18 protein-coding genes and 1 tRNA gene are annotated in these 20,206 nt (G+C 72.8%); 13 read left to right on the forward strand and 6 right to left on the reverse strand.

Annotation, left to right across the window (positions count from 1 at the left end):
- Positions 1-470: 470 nt before the first annotated feature.
- Positions 471-1,250 carry a PQQ-binding-like beta-propeller repeat protein gene (locus ACA361_RS32400; RefSeq protein WP_375018361.1) on the reverse strand — a complete coding sequence of 260 codons (780 nt, stop codon included), beginning with the start codon at positions 1,248-1,250 and terminating at the stop codon, positions 471-473.
- A gap of 1,039 nt (positions 1,251-2,289) precedes the next feature.
- Positions 2,290-2,363, reverse strand: a tRNA-Pro gene (locus ACA361_RS32405).
- A 198-nt stretch (positions 2,364-2,561) separates the two neighbouring features.
- On the opposite strand from ACA361_RS32405, the gene ACA361_RS32410 reads away from it, so the two are divergent.
- The 12 genes from ACA361_RS32410 to ACA361_RS32465 all read left to right on the forward strand — a co-directional run bounded on the left by ACA361_RS32410 (position 2,562) and on the right by ACA361_RS32465 (position 15,545).
- Positions 2,562-3,320 carry a hypothetical protein gene (locus tag ACA361_RS32410; protein WP_375018362.1) on the forward strand — a complete coding sequence of 253 codons (759 nt, stop codon included), beginning with the start codon at positions 2,562-2,564 and terminating at the stop codon, positions 3,318-3,320.
- Between the two features lie 113 nt (positions 3,321-3,433).
- On the forward strand, positions 3,434-5,311 hold the full coding sequence (locus tag ACA361_RS32415; RefSeq protein WP_375018364.1) for a PP2C family protein-serine/threonine phosphatase: 1,878 nt from the start codon (positions 3,434-3,436) through the stop codon (positions 5,309-5,311).
- Between the two features lie 24 nt (positions 5,312-5,335).
- Positions 5,336-6,523 (forward strand): acyl-CoA dehydrogenase family protein, encoded by a 1,188-nt coding sequence (locus ACA361_RS32420; RefSeq protein WP_375018366.1) that lies wholly within the window; start codon positions 5,336-5,338, stop codon positions 6,521-6,523.
- A 46-nt stretch (positions 6,524-6,569) separates the two neighbouring features.
- The gene (locus ACA361_RS32425; RefSeq protein ID WP_375018368.1) at positions 6,570-7,352 is read left to right on the forward strand and encodes an SDR family oxidoreductase; all 783 of its coding nucleotides are present in this window, start codon (positions 6,570-6,572) and stop codon (positions 7,350-7,352) included.
- 13 nt (positions 7,353-7,365) lie between these two features.
- Entirely contained in the window at positions 7,366-7,983 is a 618-nt protein-coding gene (locus tag ACA361_RS32430) for a TetR family transcriptional regulator (RefSeq protein ID WP_375018370.1), read from the forward strand.
- A 43-nt stretch (positions 7,984-8,026) separates the two neighbouring features.
- The gene (locus ACA361_RS32435; RefSeq protein ID WP_375018372.1) at positions 8,027-9,181 is read left to right on the forward strand and encodes an acetyl-CoA C-acetyltransferase; all 1,155 of its coding nucleotides are present in this window, start codon (positions 8,027-8,029) and stop codon (positions 9,179-9,181) included.
- Positions 9,182-9,375: 194 nt separating this feature from the next.
- Entirely contained in the window at positions 9,376-10,071 is a 696-nt protein-coding gene (locus ACA361_RS32440) for a GntR family transcriptional regulator (RefSeq protein WP_375018374.1), read from the forward strand.
- Between the two features lie 58 nt (positions 10,072-10,129).
- On the forward strand, positions 10,130-11,305 hold the full coding sequence (locus ACA361_RS32445) for an acyl-CoA dehydrogenase family protein (RefSeq protein WP_375018376.1): 1,176 nt from the start codon (positions 10,130-10,132) through the stop codon (positions 11,303-11,305).
- Positions 11,306-11,311: 6 nt separating this feature from the next.
- Complete coding sequence (locus ACA361_RS32450; protein ID WP_375018378.1) at positions 11,312-12,496, forward strand: CaiB/BaiF CoA transferase family protein; 1,185 nt, start codon at positions 11,312-11,314, stop codon at positions 12,494-12,496.
- A gap of 112 nt (positions 12,497-12,608) precedes the next feature.
- Positions 12,609-13,538: an oxygenase MpaB family protein gene (locus ACA361_RS32455; protein ID WP_375018380.1), complete on the forward strand. Its 930-nt coding sequence runs from the start codon at positions 12,609-12,611 to the stop codon at positions 13,536-13,538.
- A 34-nt stretch (positions 13,539-13,572) separates the two neighbouring features.
- The gene (locus ACA361_RS32460) at positions 13,573-14,427 is read left to right on the forward strand and encodes a helix-turn-helix transcriptional regulator (RefSeq protein WP_375018382.1); all 855 of its coding nucleotides are present in this window, start codon (positions 13,573-13,575) and stop codon (positions 14,425-14,427) included.
- An 83-nt stretch (positions 14,428-14,510) separates the two neighbouring features.
- Positions 14,511-15,545, forward strand: coding sequence for an aldo/keto reductase (locus tag ACA361_RS32465; RefSeq protein WP_375018384.1), 1,035 nt, complete (start codon positions 14,511-14,513; stop codon positions 15,543-15,545).
- A 78-nt stretch (positions 15,546-15,623) separates the two neighbouring features.
- Here ACA361_RS32465 and ACA361_RS32470 read toward each other — a convergent pair whose 3' ends face one another.
- Genes ACA361_RS32470 through ACA361_RS32485 form a run of 4 tightly spaced genes read right to left on the reverse strand, consistent with a single transcriptional unit; the run spans position 15,624 to position 19,085 of the window.
- Complete coding sequence (locus tag ACA361_RS32470; protein ID WP_375018386.1) at positions 15,624-16,694, reverse strand: NAD(P)H-dependent flavin oxidoreductase; 1,071 nt, start codon at positions 16,692-16,694, stop codon at positions 15,624-15,626.
- 32 nt (positions 16,695-16,726) lie between these two features.
- A complete protein-coding gene (locus ACA361_RS32475; RefSeq protein ID WP_375018388.1) occupies positions 16,727-17,464 on the reverse strand; it encodes a CoA-transferase subunit beta in 738 nt (245 codons plus the stop codon).
- Positions 17,461-18,336 carry a CoA transferase subunit A gene (locus tag ACA361_RS32480; protein ID WP_375018390.1) on the reverse strand — a complete coding sequence of 292 codons (876 nt, stop codon included), beginning with the start codon at positions 18,334-18,336 and terminating at the stop codon, positions 17,461-17,463. The genes ACA361_RS32475 and ACA361_RS32480 overlap by 4 nt, the downstream gene beginning before the upstream one ends.
- On the reverse strand, positions 18,333-19,085 hold the full coding sequence (locus tag ACA361_RS32485) for an enoyl-CoA hydratase family protein (RefSeq protein WP_375018392.1): 753 nt from the start codon (positions 19,083-19,085) through the stop codon (positions 18,333-18,335). Before ACA361_RS32485 ends, ACA361_RS32480 begins: the two co-directional genes overlap by 4 nt.
- A 75-nt stretch (positions 19,086-19,160) precedes the next feature.
- On the opposite strand from ACA361_RS32485, the gene ACA361_RS32490 reads away from it, so the two are divergent.
- Positions 19,161-20,069 carry an SDR family oxidoreductase gene (locus ACA361_RS32490; protein WP_375018394.1) on the forward strand — a complete coding sequence of 303 codons (909 nt, stop codon included), beginning with the start codon at positions 19,161-19,163 and terminating at the stop codon, positions 20,067-20,069.
- The last annotated feature ends 137 nt before the right edge of the window (positions 20,070-20,206 follow it).

Genomic DNA, 20,206 nt, shown 5'->3' on the forward strand with positions numbered 1-20,206 from the left:
GGTGTGTTCTGGCGGGGGCTCAGGGCCCGGCCGGTGTTGGCGCACCGGCCGGGCCCGCTTGGGCTCCGGGTCCGCCCGCCCAGGTGGTTCATCGTGCCGCTTGATCGCGGCGGAGCCGAGTACAGGCCTTGCAGGGCCCGCTGCCGCGCCCGCACGACGACCGGCAGGCCGCCGCGGACGTGGCGCCGGCGTCACTGCTGGTTGAGGGCGGCCAGGATCGCGACGCCGAACAGAAGCGGTGGGGCAGCCGTCTGTGCCCATGGCCACAGTCGGGCAACGCCGTGATGCCCGGTGCGGGAGGCGGGATTCGAACCCGCAGACCGCCGGACTTGAGCGGGAGGAGCTTCTCCCGACACGTCCCCCCAAGGCCTACGACAACGTCGGCGGGGACGCGCTGGCGGGGAGTTGTGCACGCGGACGCCGCAGAGTAGTCAGGTCGGTCAGGGGACCGTCGCCGCAGGGAGCTGGGGTCACGGCCCTTCGCCGGTGCTGGCGTCCACCGCGTACAGGTGCCCGCCCGAGGGCCGGTCGCTGGTACCGATGTAGAGCATTCCCTGCGCCACCGTTGGCGTGCTGTCGATGTGGTTGCCGAGCTGGCGGGCCAGGTGGATCGGCAGCTTCCAGCGATCTTGCCCGGTGGCGATGTCGACCGCGTACACGTGCCCGTCGGTGCTGCCGACGTAGGCCAGGCCGCCGGCCACCGCCGGCCGGCAGCAGATCGCGGCGCGGGTCTGCATCTTCCAGCGCTGCCGCCCGGTGGCGGCTTCCAGCGTATAGAGGTAGCCGTCGGCGCCGCCGACGTAGACCACCTGGTCGACCACCGTAGGCGAGGAGCAGATCGCGCCCGAAAACGAGTGCTTCCAGGGGGTCGCCGTGTGGGGGTGGCGGGGCTCGCCGCGTTCATCCGGGTCTGTGGGACCGGGTGGCCACTCGGCGGACCGGCTGCCCGGCGGAACGGATCCGGCAAGGCGTTCCCAGGCCCGCACCCACGGCTCGACACCGGCGGCGGGCACGTCACACGCGCGCACGAACGCGATCAGGTCGTGACGGGAAGGCGGGCGGGTGCCGTTAAGGATCTCCCCGACCCGGGTCTTGGACAGCGCCAGCCCCAGGTCGCGCGCACGGGTCTGCATCGTGCGGTAGGCCGGGCGGCCGGCTCGGATGTGCAGCAGTTGCAACAGCTCCAGCAGGCGCTCGCCGGTGGCGACCGCACCCAGGTCCATGTCCCCGGTATTGGGCGGCACCTCCATGCCCGGCTCCTTGGTCCCCGCTTGTCCGGCCGTGTCCTTGATGATGTGGTTGGTGGGTGCGGGTGCTTCATAGAGCGAGCTTACGGTGCCGCCTCCTCCGGACGGGTATCTGATGCGCAGTGAGAGGTGTTGGCTCACTTGGTCCAGGGGAGGGGGCTGTTCCGGGGAGGAGTTAGTGGGCAACCGGCGGCTTGACGAGGGGCGCTAGTTGAGCTTGAACGCGTGATGTCGTCATTTGTCCCGTTGCCCCATGGCAGCCCGGTAACTCGTTAGAACGCTACCCGGAACACCTCCGCTTGTGCGGAGAGAACACCTGGACCAGGCGGAGGTTCCCGCCGGCGGCCGGATCACCTCCGCTTGCGCCGGAGAGAACGCTTCCGGGCCTGCATCTCCCTGAGGTCGCTGTCGTTCTATGACTCTTAGCTGGACATCTCTGCGGATGGGTCACGGGAGGAGCGTGCGGCGCGGTCGGCTTCTTGTGGGTGTGGAAGGGGCGAGCGGGGCACCTGTGTTCGCGTGTCGGCGCAGCGATGAGGCGTGCGGGGAGACGGTGGGCCTTTGTTGGGTGGGTGCTGGTCGAGTCTCAGGGGGCGGGGAGGAGGGGGCGGTGGCGTGCTTGGGCGGGTGATCAACACGGGTGTCGGTGGGTGCGGCGTGGTCGTGCTGGGTGTCGGAGTTGAACACATGATCACGTTAGGTCCGGGTGACAAATGAGTGACAAACGATCACCGGCGCGGACTCGACAAGGCGCGATCATGGCGCTGACCTGCGGAAACTTTGGAGCGGGCGACGGGAATCGAACCCGCGGAGCCAGTTTGGAAGGTCCCGGGTGTTGCCTCTGGGTGGCTTGGGACCTTGTGAGGCGGCAGTTGGGGCCGCTGGGGAGTGAACACGTCGTGCTGGCTTGGTCTCTTCGGGTGCCGTGCGAACCGGCTGAGTGTCGTCTCGGGCGGTCTGGGCCACTAACGAACGGCTAACAAACGATCAAGAGGCCGGTCCCCGCGGGCGGGGAGACGGCCTCTGAGCTGGTACTTCTTTGTCGGGACGGCGGGATTTGAACCCACGACCCCTTGACCCCCAGTCAAGTGCGCTGCCAAACTGCGCTACGTCCCGGTGCCCGGTTGAGCGGGCGTGATTACTGTAGCGCAGTCTGCGGGTGGGTGCGTACTCGGTTGTGGCGGGCCGGGATCTGGTAGGGATGGCCGGGTGAGCGCGTTGCGTGCGGGGATGGTCGTCGCCGGAGTCCTGGTGCTGGGCGGGTGTGGTGGTGGTGCCGTGCCGGCCGAGAGGGCGGAGAGTCCGGAGGCGCGGGTGAGTGAGACGAAGGCCCCGCCGCGGCCCAAGGTGCCCGAGGGGGTACGGGCCGGGTACGTGGTGTACGACCAGGAGGCCCGGAAGGTCGTGCTGCAGGAGGGGGCCCGGCTGACGTTCCGGTCGGCCTCGGTGGTGAAGATCCTCATCGCGCTGGACTTCCTGCGGCGGGAGAAGGCGTCGGAGGCGGATCTGGCGTTGCTGCGGCCGATGCTGCGGTCGAGCGACGACAAGGCGGCCACGGCGTTCTGGAACAGGGGCGGCAAGGGGGCGATCATCGAGCGGATGGTGCCCCGGGCGGGGTTGCGGGACACGCGGCCGCCGCCGGCGGACAAGCCCGGGTTCTGGGGGTACGTGGCGCTCAGTGCCATGGACGTGGCGAAGACGTACCGGTACCTGCTGGAGAAGGCTCCGGAGGCGCATCGGGAGCTGATCCTGGGGGAGTTGGGGAAGGCGACGCCCTGCGGGACCGATCGGTACGACCAGTACTTCGGGATCCCGCGGGCGCTGCCGCGGCCGTGGGCGGTGAAGCAGGGGTGGTCCGGGTTCGGGGACGTGCCCGCGGTGCCCTGCAAGGGGCAGGCGTACCGGCCCGCGGCGGCTGATCTGGGGCTGGGGCGGCCGGTTCTGCACACGACGGGGGTCGTAGGGGACAGGGTCGTGGTGGTGCTGACGCTGCATCCGGCGGGTTCGTCGTTCAGTGTCGCGGCGCGGCGGTTGACGGCGTTGACCAAGCAGGTTTACCGGGCCGCGGGGTAAAGCGGCGGCGCTGACCCTGTTTGCGGGCGGCAAAATAGGGCGTACGGCGCGCGAGTGTTGAATAGCGGACCCCATAGCCTTATATACGGTTCTTCCTTTGATGGGGGATTCGTGTGAGGGAAACCGAGAGCACGCCGCTGATACCGGAACTCGCCGATCTGCGCGGGGCCGCTCGCGAGCGCGCGATCCTCGCCGAGGCACGGGTCGTGCTCGCCGGGCGGCTGGGGGTGCAGCCCGAGGAGGCGCTGCAGCATCTGATCTGGCTGGCCCGCGACCTGGACGTGGGGCTGGAGGAGGCGGCCGCGATGGTCACCGGCGTACGGGGCGGGCGCACGCTCCCGCCGGAGGAGCCGGAGAGCGCGGCCGGGGCGCACGCCGCGGTGACGCCGCCGCGGGTGGTGCCGAGCATCGAGGCGTTCCCGGTGCCCGAGGCCGATGTGGCCGAGGACGCCAGGAGGCTGGCGGAGTTGCCGGACGATCCCGAGGCGAAGGCCGTGCTGGACGCCTCGATCGACTCGGCCGCGCATCTGGTGCCCGTGAGGGACGGCGGGAAGGTGCTCGATTTCCTTTATGCGAATTTGAATACCGCGACCCGCGACCTTTTCGGGCGGGGCGCCGAGGAACTGGCCGGGCAGCGGCTGCTGCGCATGGATCCGGGTTCCGCGCTGCTGGGGCTTTTCGCGCGGTACGTGGAGGTGCTCGAGACGGGACGCCCCTATGAGCGGGGCCCGTTCGAGTTCTCGACGGCGCAGGAGGGGGAGACGCGGACGTCGCGGATGGCCGTGAAATGCGTGGCCGTCCCGACCGGCGTCTGCGTGACCTGGCACTACCTGGACGACGAGGACCGGCTGCGGCGCCGGCTGGAGCGAGCCGGGCGGCTGGCGGCGCTGGGGTTCGCCGAGTACGACCTGGCGACCGACCGGTTGCAGTGGACGCCGCAGATGGCGGCGAACTACGGGTTGCGGCCGGGGTCGGCGCCGATGCTGGACGAGCTGTCCAAGGTGGTGATGGACGAGGACCGGCCGCTGACCGAGGAGCGGTTCCAGACGATGCTGTCCAGGCAGGAGCCGGTGGAGATGGAGCACCGGGTGGTGACGCCGGCGGGGGAGCAGCGGCATCTGTGGGTGTTCGCCGAGCCGGTGCTGGACTCCGCGGGCCGCCCGGTGTCGGTCAATCTGCTGTCGCAGGACATCACCCGGCGGCGGGGGATCGAGCAGGCGCTGGCGGAGACGCGGCGGGAGATCCTGCGGCAGCAGGCCAGGGCGGCGCAGGAGCGGCGGGTGGCGGTGACGCTGCGGCGGGCGATCCTGCCCGCTCCGGAGGAGCTGCCGCAGCCGGAGGGGCTGCGGCTGGCGGTGCGGACGCTGGTCGCCGGGAGCGCGGAACGGGTCGGCGGCGACTGGTTCGCGTGCAAGCCGCTGCCGGACGGCCGGACGCTGCTGGCGATCGGCGACGCGGCGGGCCACGGGCTGCCCGCGGCGGCGGCGATGGCGCGGACCCGCAACGCGCTGCTGGGGCTGGCGTACACCGGGCAGGTCCCCGGGCGGCTGGTGGGCTGGCTGAACGAGATGGTCGGCGAGCTGGAGGAGGAGCGGGCGGCGACCGGGACGGCCCTGGTGGCGCGCTACGACCCGGCGGACCGGATCATGGAGTGGGCCTCGGCGGGCCACCTGCCGCCGATCCTGCTGCGAAACGGCGCCGCGTCGCAGCTGCGGGTGCGGCCGGATCCCATGCTGGGGGCGCTGCCGGCGTGGGAGTACGCGACGGTCTCGTCCCGGCTGGAGCCGGGCGATCTGGTCGTCCTCTACACCGACGGGCTGGTGGAGCGCCGGGACGCCGATCTGGAGGAGCGCCTCGACCGGCTGACCGAGCTGGTGGGCGAGTGCGGGGACGATCCCCAGGAGGTGCTGGAGACGGTGCTGGACCGGATGCGGCACGACCCGAGCGCCGACGACACCACGGTGTTCGTGGTGCGGGTCGATTCTTTCTAACAACTGTTTGGTAGAGTTCGCGGCGTGGAGCAGAACGAGACCCCCGAGGACCGGGCGTTCCGGGCCGAGGTGCGCGACTGGCTGGAGACCAACCTCTCGGGCGAGTTCGCGCACGCCCGCGGGCTGGGCGGCCCGGGCCGCGAGCACGAGGCGCACGAGGAACGGCTGGCGTGGGAACGGCACATGGCCGCCGCGGGCTGGACGTGCATCGGCTGGCCGGAGGAGCACGGCGGGCGCGGCGCGACCGTCGAGCAGCAGGTGATCTTCAACGAGGAGTACGCCCTGGCCGACGCCCCCGCGCGGGTCGGCCACATCGGCGAGAACCTGCTCGGCCCGACGATCATCGCGTTCGGCACCGAGGAGCAGAAGGAGCGCTTCCTGCCGCCGATCGTGGCGGTCGAGGAGCTGTGGTGCCAGGGCTACTCCGAGCCGGACGCCGGCTCCGACCTGGCCAACGTGCAGACCCGCGCCGAGCTGGACGAGAAGGGCTGGAGCGTCTCCGGCCAGAAGGTCTGGACGTCGCTGGCCATGGAGGCCGACTGGTGCTTCGTGGTCTGCCGCACGGAGCCGGGCTCCCAGCGGCACGCCGGCCTGTCGTACCTGCTCGTCCCGATGCGCCAGGACGGTGTGGACATCCGGCCGATCATCCAGATCACCGGCACCTCGGAGTTCAACGAGGTGTTCTTCGACGGCGCCCGCACCGACGCCGGCAACATCGTCGGCGCGCCCGGCGAGGGCTGGAAGATCGCGATGGCCACGCTGGGGTTCGAGCGCGGGGTGGCGACGCTGGGGCAGCAGGTCGGGTTCCGCCGCGAGCTGCAGGGCGTGATCGACCTGGCCCGCCGCACCGGCGCGATCGACGACCCGCTGCTGCGCGACCGGCTCACCCGCTCCTGGATGGGCCTGGAGATCATGCGGCTGAACGCGACCCGCACGATGGCGGGCGTCGCGGCCGGGGCGCCCGGGCCCGAGTCGTCGATCTCCAAGCTGGTCTGGGGCACCTGGCACCGCGAGCTGGGCGAGCTGGCCATGGACGTGCTCGGCGCCGCCGGACTGGTCGCCGAGGGCGAGCCGTACGACCTGGACGACTGGCAGCGGCTGTTCCTGTTCTCCCGTTCCGACACCATCTACGCGGGGTCGAACGAGATCCAGCGCAACATCATCGCCGAGCGGGTGCTCGGCCTGCCACGCGAGCGGAGAGCGACCGAGTGAGGAACGAACGAGGAGCGAGCGCGACCATGAGCACGGAGGCCCGCCCATGACGCCCCCGCCCCCCTACCCCGAGGCCCGCGGCCTGCTGCGCGACCGGGTCGTGGTGATCACCGCCGCGGCCGGTGCCGGGATCGGCGGCGCCACCGCGCGCCGCGCCCTGGAGGAGGGCGGCCGCGTCCTGATCTCCGACGCGCACGAGCGGCGGCTGAACGAGTCGCGGGAGGCGCTGGAGAAGGAGTTCGGCGCCGACCGGGTCGCCGCGCTGCCCTGCGACGTGACGTCCGAGGAGCAGGTCCGGGCGCTGTACGCGCTGGCCGTCGAGCGGTACGGCCGGATCGACGTGGCGGTCAACAACGCCGGCCTCGGCGGCACCGCCGACCTGGTCGACATGGAGGACGACGCCTGGAACCGCGTCCTGGACATCACGCTGAACGGCACCATGCGCTGCACCCGCGCCGCGCTGCGGATCATGCGGGAGCAGGGGAGCGGCGCGATCGTCAACAACGCCTCGGTGATCGGCTGGCGGGCGCAGAAGGGCCAGTCGCACTACGCGGCCGCCAAGGCCGGGGTGATGGCGCTGACCCGCTGCGCCGCGCTGGAGGCCGCCGACCACGGGGTGCGGATCAACGCCGTGTCGCCGTCGCTGGCCATGCACCCGCACCTGGTCAAGGTGACCTCGCAGGAGCTGCTGGACGACCTGACCGGCCGCGAGGCGTTCGGGCGCTACGCGGAGCCGTGGGAGGTGGCGAACGTTATCGTCTTCCTGGCGAGCGACTACTCCTCGTACATGACGGGCGAGGTCGTCTCCGTCTCCAGCCAGCATCCGTAAGGAACCTTCCACCATGAGTCCACGACGGCGCGACGCCGAGGGAACCGCGGCCGCGCGCGCGGAGCGGCGGGCCGAGCTGCTCGCCACGGCCGCGGAGGTGTTCGCCTCGCAGGGGTACTCCGCCACCACGGTCCGGCAGATCGCCGACGCGGCCGGGATCCTGGGCGGCAGCCTCTACTACCACTTCGATTCCAAGGAGTCGATGGCCGACGAGATCCTGTCGACGTTCCTGGACGAGATGTGGGCCGCGTACGACCGCGTCCTGGAGGCGGGCCTCGGCGCCCGCGAGACGCTGGAGGCGCTGGTCGTCGAGTCGTTCCGGTCGATAGACCGGCACCGGCCCGCCGTCGTGATCTACCAGAACGAGTCCAAGCACCTGGCCGCCGGGGAGCGCTTCAGCTACCTGCGGGACTCCCACGGCCGCTTCGAGCAGATGTGGACCTCGGTGCTGGAACGGGGCGTCAAGGAGGGGGCGTTCCGCTCCGACCTCGACCGGACCCTCGTCTACCGCTTCATCCGCGACACCGTCTGGCTCGCGGCCAACTGGTACCAGCGCGGCGGGCGGCTGTCCGCCGACGACATCGCCAAGCAGTACCTCGCCATGGTCCTGGAAGGCATCCAGGCGACCTAGAACGCATCAGAACCCGTACGACCCGTACGAAGGAGACCCCCCAATGGCCGAGGCCTACATCGTCGAAGCGGTCCGCGCGCCGGTCGGGAAGCGCGGCGGCGCGCTGTCCGGGGTGCACCCCGCCGACCTGGGCGCGCACGTGCTGAGCGCGCTGATGGACCGCTCGCAGGCCGACCCGGCGGCGGTCGAGGACGTGATCTTCGGCTGCGTGGACACGGTGGGCCCGCAGGCCGGCGACATCGCCCGGACCTGCTGGCTGGCCGCCGGGCTGCCCGAGGAGGTCCCGGGCGTGACCGTGGACCGCCAGTGCGGCTCCTCGCAGCAGGCGGTGCACTTCGCCGCTCAGGCCGTCCTGTCGGGCACCTCCGACCTGGTGGTGGCGGGCGGCGTGCAGAACATGTCGCAGATCCCGATCTCGTACGCGATGACGGCCGCCGAGCCGCTGGGCTTCACCGAGGGCCCGTTCGCGGGCTCCAAGGGCTGGGTGCGGCGGTACGGCGACGCCGAGGTGTCGCAGTTCGCGGGCGCCGAGATGATCGCCCGGGACTGGGACCTGTCCCGCGAGGAGATGGAGCGGTGGGCCTACAACTCCCACCAGCGGGCGATCCGGGCGATCGACGAGGGCCGCTTCGAGCGCGAGATCGCCCCGATCGACGGCCACGCCACCGACGAGGGGCCGCGCCGCGACACCACGCTGGAGAAGATGGCGGGCCTGAAGACGCTGGTCGAGGGCGGCCGGCTGACCGCCGCGGTGTCCTCGCAGATCACCGACGGCTCCGCGGCGCTGCTGGTCGCGTCCGAGCGGGCGGTACAGGAGCACAACCTCACGCCGCGCGCTCGCATCCACCACATCTCGGCGCGGGGCGAGGACCCGATCCGGATGCTGTCGGCGCCGATCCCGGCCACCGCGTACGCGCTCAAGAAGGCCGGCATGACGATCGGCGACATCGACGCGGTCGAGATCAACGAGGCGTTCGCCCCGGTCGTGCTGTCCTGGATCAAGGAGACCGGCGCCGACCCGGAGAAGGTCAACCCGAACGGCGGCGCGATCGCGCTCGGCCACCCGCTCGGCGCCACCGGCGCCCGGCTGATGACCACGCTGCTGCACGAGCTGGAGCGCACCGGCGGCCGGTACGGCCTGCAGACGATGTGCGAGGGCGGCGGCCAGGCCAACGTCACGATCATCGAGCGCCTCTGACCCGGCCCGAGCCGGACGTACGCGGCGCGCCCCCTCTCTCGGCGAGTGCCGGGACGGGCGGCGCGCCGCGGCCGCGTGAGCACGCGCGGCGGCGCGCTCCAGACCCTCGCGCCATGATCGCATTTCATATATTTTGTTCCGGACTTCGCGCGGACCCGCATCGGGCGGCGCCGGACGGCACGGGAGGCGACGGCATGGCCCCTCCGGACGACCGGGCCCTCGGCCGGCGCCGCCAGCTCGGCGACGAGGTGGCCGCGTACGTGCGCGACCTCATCATGTCCGGCCAGGTCAGGCACGGCGAGTTCCTGCGCCTGGAGCGGATCGCCGAGGACCTCGGGGTCAGCGTCACGCCCGTCCGCGAGGCCCTGCTGTCGCTGCGCGGCGAGGGGTTCGTGACGCTGGAGCCGCGCCGCGGGTTCATGCCGGCGCCGCTGACCCGGCAGGACGTCCAGGACCTCTTCGAGGCGCAGGCGTACCTCGCCGGGGAACTGGCCGCCCGCGCCGCCGGGCGCCTCGGCGCGGGCGGGGCGGCCGCCCTCGGCCGCACGCAGGAGCGGCTGGAGCGGGCGGCCGAGGCGCTCGACGCCGAGGGCGTCGAGCGGGCCAACCACGAGTTCCACCGGGTGATCAACCTGGCCGCCGGGTCGCCGAAGACCGCCTGGCTGCTGCAGCTGGTCGTCCGGTACGCGCCGCGCCGCTTCTACGCGAGCATCCAGGGCTGGGACCGGGCGTCGGTGGACGACCACCACCAGGTCCTCGCGGCGCTGCGGACCGCCGACGCCGAGGCCGCGCGGGCGGCGATGGGCGCCCACATCCGGCACGCGGGCACGCTGCTGGTGGCGCACCTGGAAGGCCAGGGGTTCTGGGACGGCGACGGCGCCGCCTCATGACGCCGCCGCCGCGGGCCGCGCTTCCCGGGCCGTTGACAGTGACAGGAAGGGACCGATCGTGAGCAGGTTGCAGCAGACGCACGGGCTGACCGACGAGCAGCGCGAGATCCTGGCGACGGTGCGGGCGTTCGTCGACCGGGAGATCCTGCCGGTGGCCACCGAGCTGGAGCACGCCGACGAGTACCCGCAGGCGATCGTGGACGGGATGCGCGACCTCGGGCTGTTCGGGCTGGTCATCGACGAGGAGTACGGCGGCCTCGGCGCGTCCCTGCTGACGTACGCGCTGGTGGTGGAGGAGCTGGCGCGCGGCTGGATGAGCGTGTCGGGGATCGTCAACACCCACTTCATCGTCGCCTGGATGGTCGCCCACCACGGCACGCCCGAGCAGAAGGCGCACTACCTGCCGAGGATGGCCGCCGGCGAGATCCGCGGCGCGTTCTCGATGTCGGAGCCGCACTGCGGCTCGGACGTGTCGGCGATCCGGACCCGGGCCGTCCCGGACGGCGCCGACTACCTGATCACCGGGCAGAAGATGTGGCTGACCAACGGCGCCTCGGCCGGCCTGGTCGCCACGCTCGTCCGGACGGACCCGGACTCGGGGCACAAGGGCATGACGACGTTCCTGGTGGAGAAGACCCCCGGGTTCGGCGAGGTCGCGCCCGGCCTGACGATCCCCGGCAAGATCGAGAAGATGGGCTACAAGGGGGTCGAGACCACCGAGTTCCTCTTCGACGGGTACCGGATCCCCGCCGGGCAGATCCTCGGCGGCGAGCCGGGGCGCGGCTTCTACCAGATGATGGACGGCGTCGAGGTCGGCCGCGTGAACGTGGCCGCGCGCGGCGCCGGCATGGCCCGCCGCGCGTACGAGCTGGCCCTGGACTACGCCCGCGAGCGGGAGACGTTCGGCCGGCCGATCGCCGAGCACCAGGCGGTGCTGTTCCGGCTCGCGGAGATGGCGACGAAGGTGGAGGCGGCGCACCAGATGGTGGTGATGGCCGCCCGCCGCAAGGACTCCGGGGAGCGCAACGACCTGGAGGCCGGGATGGCCAAGTACCTGGCCGGCGAGTACTGCAAGGAGGTCGTGGAGGACTCGTTCCGGATCCACGGCGGCTACGCCTACTCCAAGGAGTACGAGATCGAGCGGCTTTACCGGGAGGCGCCGATGCTGCTGATCGGCGAGGGCACCGCCGACATCCAGAAGATGATCATCGGCCGCCGGCTGCTGGAGGGCTGACCGCGCATGCTGCCCCTGGAGGGGATCACGGTCGTCGCGCTGGAGCAGGCGGTGGCCGCGCCGTTCGCCAGCCGCCAGCTCGCCGACCTCGGCGCGCGGGTGATCAAGGTGGAGCGGGTGGACGGCGGCGACTTCGCCCGCGCGTACGACTCGGCCGTCAAGGGCGGGCTCGGCACCCACTTCGCCTGGCTCAACCGGTCCAAGGAGTCGGTCGCGCTCGACCTCAAGCATCCGGCGGGCCGGCGGATCCTCGGCGAGCTGGTCGCCGGCGCCGACGTGTTCCTGCAGAATCTCGCGCCGGGCGCCGCGGCCCGGATGGGGCTGTCGGCGGAGCGGCTGCGGGCCGCCGACCCCCGGCTGATCGTGATCGACATGTCCGGGTACGGGAGCGGCGGCCCGTACCGCGACAAGCGCGCCTACGACATGCTCGTGCAGGCCGAGGCGGGACTGATCTCGGTGACCGGGACGCCGGAGACGCCGGTGAAGGCCGGCTCGCCGCTCGCCGACATCGCCGCCGGGATGTACGCCTTCTCGGGAGCGCTGGCGGCGCTGGTGCGGCGCGGCACCACCGGCGAGGGCGCGGCGATCGAGGTGTCGATGTTCGACGCGGTCGCCGAGTGGATGGGGCAGACGGTCTACACCACGCTCTACACCGGGGCGCCGCCCGAGCGCACCGCGCTCGGGCATCCGGTCATCGTGCCGTACGACGCGTACCCGACCGCCGACGGCGCCGACGTGGTGATCGGCGTCCAGAACGACCGCGGCTGGGCCGCGCTGGCCGCCGGCGTGCTGGACCGGCCGGACCTGGTGGACGATCCGGAGTACGCCACCAACCAGGCGCGGGTCCGCAACCGGCGGCGGGTGGACGCGCTGGTCGCGGCGGTGACGTCGGCGATGCCGCGGGAGGAGCTGCTGCGCCGGCTGGACGCGGCGGGCGTGCCGAACGCCACGCTCAACGACGGGCACGGCCTGGTCGCCCACCCGCAGCTGGCCGGGCGGGACCGCTGGCGGGAGGTGGGCTCGCCGGTCGGCGCGCTGCGCGCGGTGCTGCCGCCGATCACGTTCGCCGGCGCCGAGGCGCGGATGGACCCGATCCCGGCGCTGGGCGAGCACACCGCGGACGTGCTCGCCGCGCTCGGGTACGACGCCGCGGCGATCGCCCGGCTGCGGGCGGAGGGAGCGGTCGCCTGACGGGTCCCGGCCGCCTCGCGGAGTGTCCCACGTCACATTGAAAGTGAGCACTTACTGCGGCACGGTGGAGGACCGGTAAGGATCAAGCCTCCCGCGTCCGAAACGAGGTTCCATGGCCACCGAAGCAGCCGGCCGCCTCCCCGCGAACGAACCGCCCGCCACCGCGGCGCGGCCGGTCGCGCCCGTCCCGGGCGGCCGGCTCGTGCGGGCCGGCGGGCCGGGCGGCTCCCGCCAGGCCGCGCACGCGATCGACAACGCGCTCAGCTGGTTCGCGCTGAGCGCCGCCTCGGCGAACGTGGTCATGCAGCTGGCCCTGCTCCCGGTCGGCCACGGCGTGGCCAAGAGCAAGGTCGACAGCGGCCGGATCGACAAGCACCCGATCAAGCGGCTGCGCACCACGCTCAGCTACGTGGTCGTGGCCTGGCACGGCACCGACGAGGAGCGCGAGCTGCTGCGCAAGGAGGTCGACCGCCAGCACCGGCAGGTCCACTCCGCGCCCGGGGAGAAGGTCCGCTACAACGCGTTCGACCGCAAGCTCCAGCTGTGGGTGGCCGCCTGCCTCTACAGGGGGACCGAGGACGTCCTCACCGCCCTGTACGGCGACCTCAGGCCCGACGTCATGGACGCCCTCTATGCGCACGCGTCCCGGCTGGGCACGACGCTCCAGGTCCCCGAGGACATGTGGCCGGCCGACCGCGCGGCCTTCGAGGAGTACTGGAAGGCGACGGTCGGGGAGCTGGAGATGGACGGCCTGACGCGGGCCTACCTGCGGCGGCTGGTCGACCTCGGGTTCATGCCGGGCCCGCTCCGCCGGGCGTTCGGGCCGTTCAGCCGGTTCGTCACGCTGGGCTTCCTGCCGCCGGAGTTCCGGGCCGAGCTGGGCCTGCCGTGGACGGCCGCGCAGCAGGCGCGCTTCGACCGGTTCACCCGGTTCGCGGCGGCCCTCAACCGGGTCATGCCGCGCGCGCTCCGCACGTTCCCGTGGAACCTCTATTTGCGCGACACTCGCAGGCGCCTGCGCAGCGGCCGCGCGTTCGTCTGATCCTCCGGGCCGCGGTCGCGGCTATCGTTGCGGTATGCCCCAACCCTCCCCAGCCGGCCGGCGCCGCGAGGAGCTGCGCGACTTCCTCCGCACCCGCCGCGCCCGCCTCCGCCCCGCCGACGTCGGCATGCCCGAGGCCGGCCGGCGCCGCACCCCGGGGCTGCGGCGCGAGGAGGTCGCGGTGCTCGCCGGGGTCGGGGTGTCCTGGTACACCTGGCTGGAGCAGGGCCGCGACATCAAGGTCTCCGACGGCGTGCTGGACGCCGTCGCGGGCGCGCTGCGGCTGGACGAGGCCGAGCGCGAGCACCTCTACCTGCTGGCCGGGCTCAACCCGCCCGCGCGGGCCGGCGCGGAGGGCGGCGAGGCCGTGACCCCCGAGCTGCGGCGCGTCCTGGAGGCATGGTCGCCGCGCCCCGGCTACGTCCGCGACCGGCACTGGAACTTCATCGCCGTCAACGACGGCGCCCGGGCCGTCTTCGGCTACGGCGAGAGCGACCGCAACTGCCTGGTGATGTTCTTCACCAGCGCCCGCTACCGGGCCCTGCACGCGCACTGGGACGAGGCGGCGCGCGGCGTCGTGGCCCGCTTCCGGGCGGACGCGGCGCGCTACCCCGACGATCCGGAGTTCGGCCGGCTGATCGACCGGATGCTCGCCGGCAGCCCGGAGTTCGCCGAGCTGTGGGCCCGGCACGAGGTGTCGGCGGGCGGCCAGGTCGTGAAGGCCGTCGAGCACCCCGAGGCGGGCACGCTGGTCTTCGAGTCGACGCTGCTGCCGCTGGCGGGCCGGCCGGGCCTCCACCTCGTCCTGTACAACCCGCGGCCGGGCAGCGGCACCGAGGCCCGGCTGGAGCGGCTGATGGACGGCCCGCGCCTGGTCGAGGCCGGCTGAGGCGGCCCCGCGAGGGTGGTGGTGCCACACCCATGATGAACGGACTCTGCCGCTTCCGCCCGAGTTCGTCCAGGATCATCGGTATGGCGAACGAAGAGAAGACCCCCATCGCCCGCCGCGACTTCGCCGGCACGCCCGTAGGCGCGATCGGGCTCGGCTGCATGGGCATGAGCTGGGCGTACGCCCCCTCCGAACGCGACGACGACGCCTCGGTCGCGCTGATCCGCGAGGCGCTGGACCTGGGCGTGACGTTCCTGGACACCGCCCAGGTGTACGGGGACGGCCACAACGAGACGCTGGTGGGCCGCGCGCTGGCCGGCGGCGACCGGGACCGGGCCGTGCTGGCCACCAAGACCGGCCTGGTCGTCGACCGCGATGCCACCGGAGGCATGCGCCGCGACGGGAGCCCCGAGCATGTCCGGCGGTCCGCCGAGGAGAGCCTGCGGCGCCTGGGCACCGACACCGTCGACCTGTTCTACCTGCACCGCGTCGACCCCGCCGTGCCGCTGGCCGAGACGTGGGGCGCGATGGCCGAGCTCGCCGCCGAGGGCAAGGTCCGCCACCTCGGCCTGTCGGAGGTCACGGTGGCGCAGGCGGCGGAGGCGCACGCGATCCACCCGGTCGCGGCGATCCAGTCGGAGCTGTCGCTGTGGACCCGGGACGCGATGGGCGCCCCGGGCGGCGCCGCGGGCGCGTTCGTGGGCGACACCGCCGCGGACGACGGCCCCGGGGACGTGGTCGGCTGGTGCGCGGCCAACGGCGCCGCGTTCGTGCCGTTCTCGCCGCTGGGGCGCGGGTTCCTCACCGGCACGGTCACCGCGGCCGACTTCGAGGACACCGACTTCCGGGGCCGCAACCCGCGCTTCCAGGAGGAGGCGCTGAAGGCCAACCTGCGGATCGTGGACGTGGTCCGCGCGGTCGCGGAGCGGCACGGCGCCACCCCGGCGCAGGTCGCGATCGCCTGGACGCTCGCGCAGGGCGAGCACGTCATCCCGATCCCCGGCACCAAGAAGCCGCGCTACCTGCGCGAGAACGCCGGCGCCGCCGCTGTGGACCTCACCCCCGCCGACCTGGCCGAACTGGACGGCCTCCCGCAGGCGGTGGGCGGCCGGTACTGAGCGGCACCGCTCACGGGCCGCGGCACAGCGGGGCCGCCGCCCTCGGGTGAGGGCGGCGGCCCGGCCGTCGCATCCGTCCTACGCGGGGTTCACCAGGTGGGAGCGCTGCGCGGCGATCGCCGCGGCCGCGCCCTCGACGATCTCGGCGATCAGCTCCGCGCAGCCGGGCAGGTCGTCGATCAGGGCGACGACCTGGCCGGAGGCCATCACGCCCAGGTCCGGGCGGCCGTCCACCATCGCGGCCTTGAGCAGCATCGGGGTGTTGGCCGCCATCAGCACCTGCGACCAGGACAGGTCCTTGCCGTGCTTCATCGCCTTGCCGTCGGCGATCATCGCGCGCCACGACATCCCGGACAGCTTCTTGAACCGGGCGCCGTTGCGCACGGCGCGGACCAGCCCGCCGACCCGGCCCGAGCGCTCCAGCGTGTCGACCAGGTCGCTGCGCAGCACCCGGTGCGGCATGCCGTCGACCTGCCGGGTCACGACGGTCTCGTTCGTGCCGAGGTAGACCTTCTTGACGTCGTCGGGCACCGAGCTGTCGGACGTCAGCAGGAACCGGGTGCCCATGGCCACGCCCGCGGCCCCGTACGCCAGCGCCGCCGCCAGGCCGCGCCCGTCGAAGAAGCCGCCGGCCGCGATCACCGGGATGTCGACGGCGTCGACGACCTGGGGGAGCAGCAGCGTGGTCGCCACCGCGCCGGTGTGCCCGCCGCCCTCGCCGCCCTGCACCAGGACGGCGTCGGCGCCCCAGGCGGCGACCTTCTCCGCGTGCCGCCGGGCGCCCACCGACGGGATCACCACGAGCCCGGCGTCCTTCAGCTTGGCGATCAGCTCGGGCTTGGGCGCCAGCGCGAACGAGGCGACCTTCACCCCTTCTCTGATCATCAGGTCGATCCGCTCGCCGGCGTCCCCGGCGTCCGCCCGCAGGTTGACCCCGAACGGCGCGTCGGTGCGCTCCTTGACCTCGCGGATCGCCACCGCGAGCTGGTCCAGCGTCATCGTCGCCGAGGCGAGGATGCCGAGGCCGCCCGCGTTCGCGACCGCCGACGCGAGCTTCGGCCCGGCGACCCAGCCCATCCCGGTCTGCACGACCGGATGCTTCACGCCGACCAGCCGGGTCAGCGGGGTGTCGAGCAGCTGCCCGCTCATGGCGCCGCCCTGCCTGGACTGAGGGCCTCGGCTCACTGGGGGACCTCGCGCTCCCGCAGGCCCTTGGGGTCGAGCACCTCGCGCATGATCCGCAGCTCCTCCGCGGTGGGCAGGCGCGTCTCGGGGACCTCGTCGGGGATCACCAGGTCGAAGCCGGTGCCGGCGACGACGTCGTCCACGCTCACGCCCGGGTGCACCGAGCGCAGCCGCATGCGGTGGTCGGGGGTGGCGAAGTCCAGGACGGCCAGGTTCGTCACGACGACGCGGATCTCGTACGCGCCGCGGTCCCAGCCGATGCCGCTGACGAAGTCGACCTTCTCGGTGAAGACGCGCGTGGTGTGCTTGGGGATCCAGTAGCTGGTGGTGTTGACCCTGGTGTTGCCGGGCGCGCCGCGGACGCCGAGCAGCTGCGACCTGGGCCGCTCCCAGTCCCCGATGCAGGAGATGTTGGAGTTGCCGTACGCGTCGATCTGGCTCGCGCCCAGCACCACGTGCCGCCGCCCGTTCAGCACCAGCCACAGGTGGTCGCGGAACGGCAGCCAGCCCTCCACGTCGCCGGCCGGGGCGCCCAGCGGGATCGCGTCGGCCGTCAGCCGCGGCCCGCCGTCGGTGGTGAGCAGGCCGGGCTCGAACGTCAGCCGCGCCAGCCGGGCGCCGACCGCGGGCACCATGCCGCTGACCGCCGCGGCGACGATCTCCCCGTCGCCCCGGAACATCTCGGCGCACGCCACCGCGCAGACCTCCGCGCGCGTCGCGGTAGCTGTAGTCATCGGGTCTCCTCGTGGTACTCCCGGACGGCCTGCTGGTAGGCGGTCTCGTCGCCGGACAGGAAGCGGTCGCGGAAGGCCGCCCACTGGTCCGGGTCGCCCGCCGACTTGACGTAGTGCTTCTGGAACGCCTCGTCCCGGTCGTGGTCGGGCTCGCAGGTGGTGAAGTGCGCGCCGTTCGGGGTCTCCACCACGCCGGTCACGTGCGACCGGCTGATCAGCAGGGACTGCAGCGGCCCCTCCTTCAGCAGGTCGGCGGTGTCGACGAGGCGCTCGCACGAGACGTAGGCGCGGTCGGCGGCCTTGGCGAACAGGTCGTCCATGTACGGGTCGGGTCCCAGGTACTGGGCGTTGCCGCGGACGTCGGCGCGGTTCATGTGGATGAGCGAGACGTCCATCTTCAGCGGCGGGACCGCGATCAGCTCCTCGCCGCCCTCGTACGGCGACCGCACCGTCTTGAGCCGCGGGTTGACCTTGAGCACGTCCGAGCCGAGGCCCGCCGGGGTGGGCAGGAACGGCAGCCGGTTCGCGGCCGCGTACAGCCCGAACATGAACATGCCCTCGTCGTACTCGGTGAACTCGACCGCGGCGTTCTGCCGGGCGATCCGGAAGTGCGGCTCCAGCGGCACCGAGTCCAGCGTGACGAACGGGGCGATGACGCGGCGCGCCTTGCCGTACGCGCAGAGCAGGCCCACGTCCGGGCCGCCGTACGAGATCACGGTGAGGTCGGTGAGGTCGGACCGCAGGATCGCGCGGACCAGCGCCATCGGCTTGCGCCGCGAGCCCCAGCCGCCGACCCCGATCGTCATCCCGCTCTCCAGCGAGCCGACGATCTCGTCGATGCTCTTCACCTTGGCGGTGTCAGGACCGCTCATCGCTCCGCTCCCTGCCGGACGAAGGCGTCGCGGTGCTCGTCGCCCGCGCCGACCAGGTTGAGTTCGTACGTGAGGCCCTGCTCGAACCGGTAGCTGCGCTTGACGTCGACGGGGTCGATGCCGTTCAGCGACTCCTTGGCGCGCCGGATCACGTACCGGTCCTTGGCGGCGATGTTCCCCGCGACCTCCAGGGCCTTGTCGCGCAGCCCGCCCGCGGGGACGACCTCCAGCACCGACCCGTGGTGGTGCAGCTCCGCGGCGGTGACGTTGCGGCAGGTGTAGACCATCGCGCGCATCAGGTGCTGCGGGACGAGCCGGGCCAGGTGGGTGGCGGCGCCGAGCGCGCCGCGGTCGACCTCGGGGAGCCCGAAGTAGGCGTCCTCGGAGGCCACGACGACGTCGGCGTTGCCGGCCAGGCCGATCCCGCCGCCCAGGCAGAAGCCGTGCACGGCGGCGACGACCGGGACCTCGCATTCGTAGACGGCGGCGAACGCCGCGTAGCAGCCCCGGTTGGCGCCCACCAGCGCGGTGTGGCCCTCGGTGGACTGCATCTCCTTGATGTCGACGCCCGCGTTGAAGCCGCGGCCCTCCGAGCGGAGCACGACCGCGCCGATCCCAGGGTCGCGGCCGGCCGTGGTGACCGCGTCGGCCAGGTCGTACCAGCCCTGGACGGTCAGCGCGTTGACCGGCGGCGCGTCGACGACGATCTCGGCGACCCCGCCGGGCAGGGTCGTGGTGGAGATTCCCATGCGCTACCTTTCCACCAAACATTTGTTAGAACAGACCGTAGCAGAGCCCGCAGGGACGTACGGGAGGGATGCCGAGTGATCTGCAAGGACCGAGTGGTCATCGTCACCGGGGCCGGCCGCGGCCTCGGCCGCGCGCACGCCCTGGAGTTCGCCCGCCAGGGCGCCCAGGTCGTCGTGAACGACCTGGGCGTGGCCAGGGACGGCTCCGGCGACGCCTCCGGCGGCCCCGCGCAGGAGGTCGTCAAGGAGATCGAGGCGCTCGGCGGCCAGGCCGTCGCCAGCCCGCACGACATCGCCACCGAGGAGGGCGCCGCCGCGCTGGTGGCCACCGCGATCGAGGCGTTCGGCCGGCTGGACGTGCTGGTGAACAACGCCGGGTTCCTGCGCGACCGGATGCTGATCAACCTCTCCGAGGACGAGTGGGACGCGGTCATGCGGGTCCACCTCAAGGGCCACTTCCTGCCGCTGAAGCACGCGGGGCGGTACTGGCGGGCCGAGAGCAAGGCCGGCCGCCCGGTGGACGCCCGCGTGATCAACACGTCCTCCGGCGCGGGCCTGCTCGGCAGCGTCGGCCAGGGCAACTACTCCGCCGCCAAGGCCGGCATCGTCGGGCTGACCCTGGTCGCCTCCGCCGAGCTGGGCCGGTACGGGGTCGCCGTCAACGCGATCGCGCCCGCCGCCCGCACCCGGATGACCGAGGAGGTCTTCGCGCAGACGATGGCCGCGCCCGCCGAGGGCGAGTTCGACGCCATGGCCCCCGAGAACGTCTCGCCGCTGGTCGCCTGGCTCGGCTCGGCCGACTCGGCCGGGGTCACCGGCCGGGTGTTCGAGGCCGAGGGCGGCAAGATCTGCGTGATGGACGCGTTCCGGCACGGCCCCACCGTCGACAAGGGCGCCCGCTGGGACCCGGCCGACGTGGGCGCCGCCGTCCGCGACCTGCTCGCCCAGGCGCCCGCCCCGGAGCCGGTGTACGGCGCGGGCTGACCCCGCCGGACCGGGCGGCCGCGGCCGGAAACGGCCGGGGCCGCCCCCGGAAAGGCGAAACTCACCGAACCGCCGGGGGCGCGCACGCATCGTAGAGGCCACAGGAACCGCCAGCCACGATTCCGAGAGGCCGGTGC

The organism is Actinomadura sp. 21ATH (genome assembly GCF_041951345.1).
Classification (GTDB): Bacteria; Actinomycetota; Actinomycetes; order Streptosporangiales; family Streptosporangiaceae; genus Spirillospora.

Coding starts and splice junctions, on each gene's coding strand:
- ACA361_RS32400 (WP_375018361.1), bottom strand. CDS start 1,250: ATGGAGGTGCCGCCCAATACCGGGGACATGGACCTGGGTGCGGTCGCC.
- ACA361_RS32425 (WP_375018368.1), top strand. CDS start 6,570: ATGACGCCCCCGCCCCCCTACCCCGAGGCCCGCGGCCTGCTGCGCGAC.
- ACA361_RS32430 (WP_375018370.1), top strand. CDS start 7,366: ATGAGTCCACGACGGCGCGACGCCGAGGGAACCGCGGCCGCGCGCGCG.
- ACA361_RS32435 (WP_375018372.1), top strand. CDS start 8,027: ATGGCCGAGGCCTACATCGTCGAAGCGGTCCGCGCGCCGGTCGGGAAG.
- ACA361_RS32440 (WP_375018374.1), top strand. CDS start 9,376: ATGGCCCCTCCGGACGACCGGGCCCTCGGCCGGCGCCGCCAGCTCGGC.
- ACA361_RS32450 (WP_375018378.1), top strand. CDS start 11,312: ATGCTGCCCCTGGAGGGGATCACGGTCGTCGCGCTGGAGCAGGCGGTG.
- ACA361_RS32455 (WP_375018380.1), top strand. CDS start 12,609: ATGGCCACCGAAGCAGCCGGCCGCCTCCCCGCGAACGAACCGCCCGCC.
- ACA361_RS32460 (WP_375018382.1), top strand. CDS start 13,573: ATGCCCCAACCCTCCCCAGCCGGCCGGCGCCGCGAGGAGCTGCGCGAC.
- ACA361_RS32465 (WP_375018384.1), top strand. CDS start 14,511: ATGGCGAACGAAGAGAAGACCCCCATCGCCCGCCGCGACTTCGCCGGC.
- ACA361_RS32470 (WP_375018386.1), bottom strand. CDS start 16,694: ATGAGCGGGCAGCTGCTCGACACCCCGCTGACCCGGCTGGTCGGCGTG.
- ACA361_RS32475 (WP_375018388.1), bottom strand. CDS start 17,464: ATGACTACAGCTACCGCGACGCGCGCGGAGGTCTGCGCGGTGGCGTGC.
- ACA361_RS32480 (WP_375018390.1), bottom strand. CDS start 18,336: ATGAGCGGTCCTGACACCGCCAAGGTGAAGAGCATCGACGAGATCGTC.
- ACA361_RS32485 (WP_375018392.1), bottom strand. CDS start 19,085: ATGGGAATCTCCACCACGACCCTGCCCGGCGGGGTCGCCGAGATCGTC.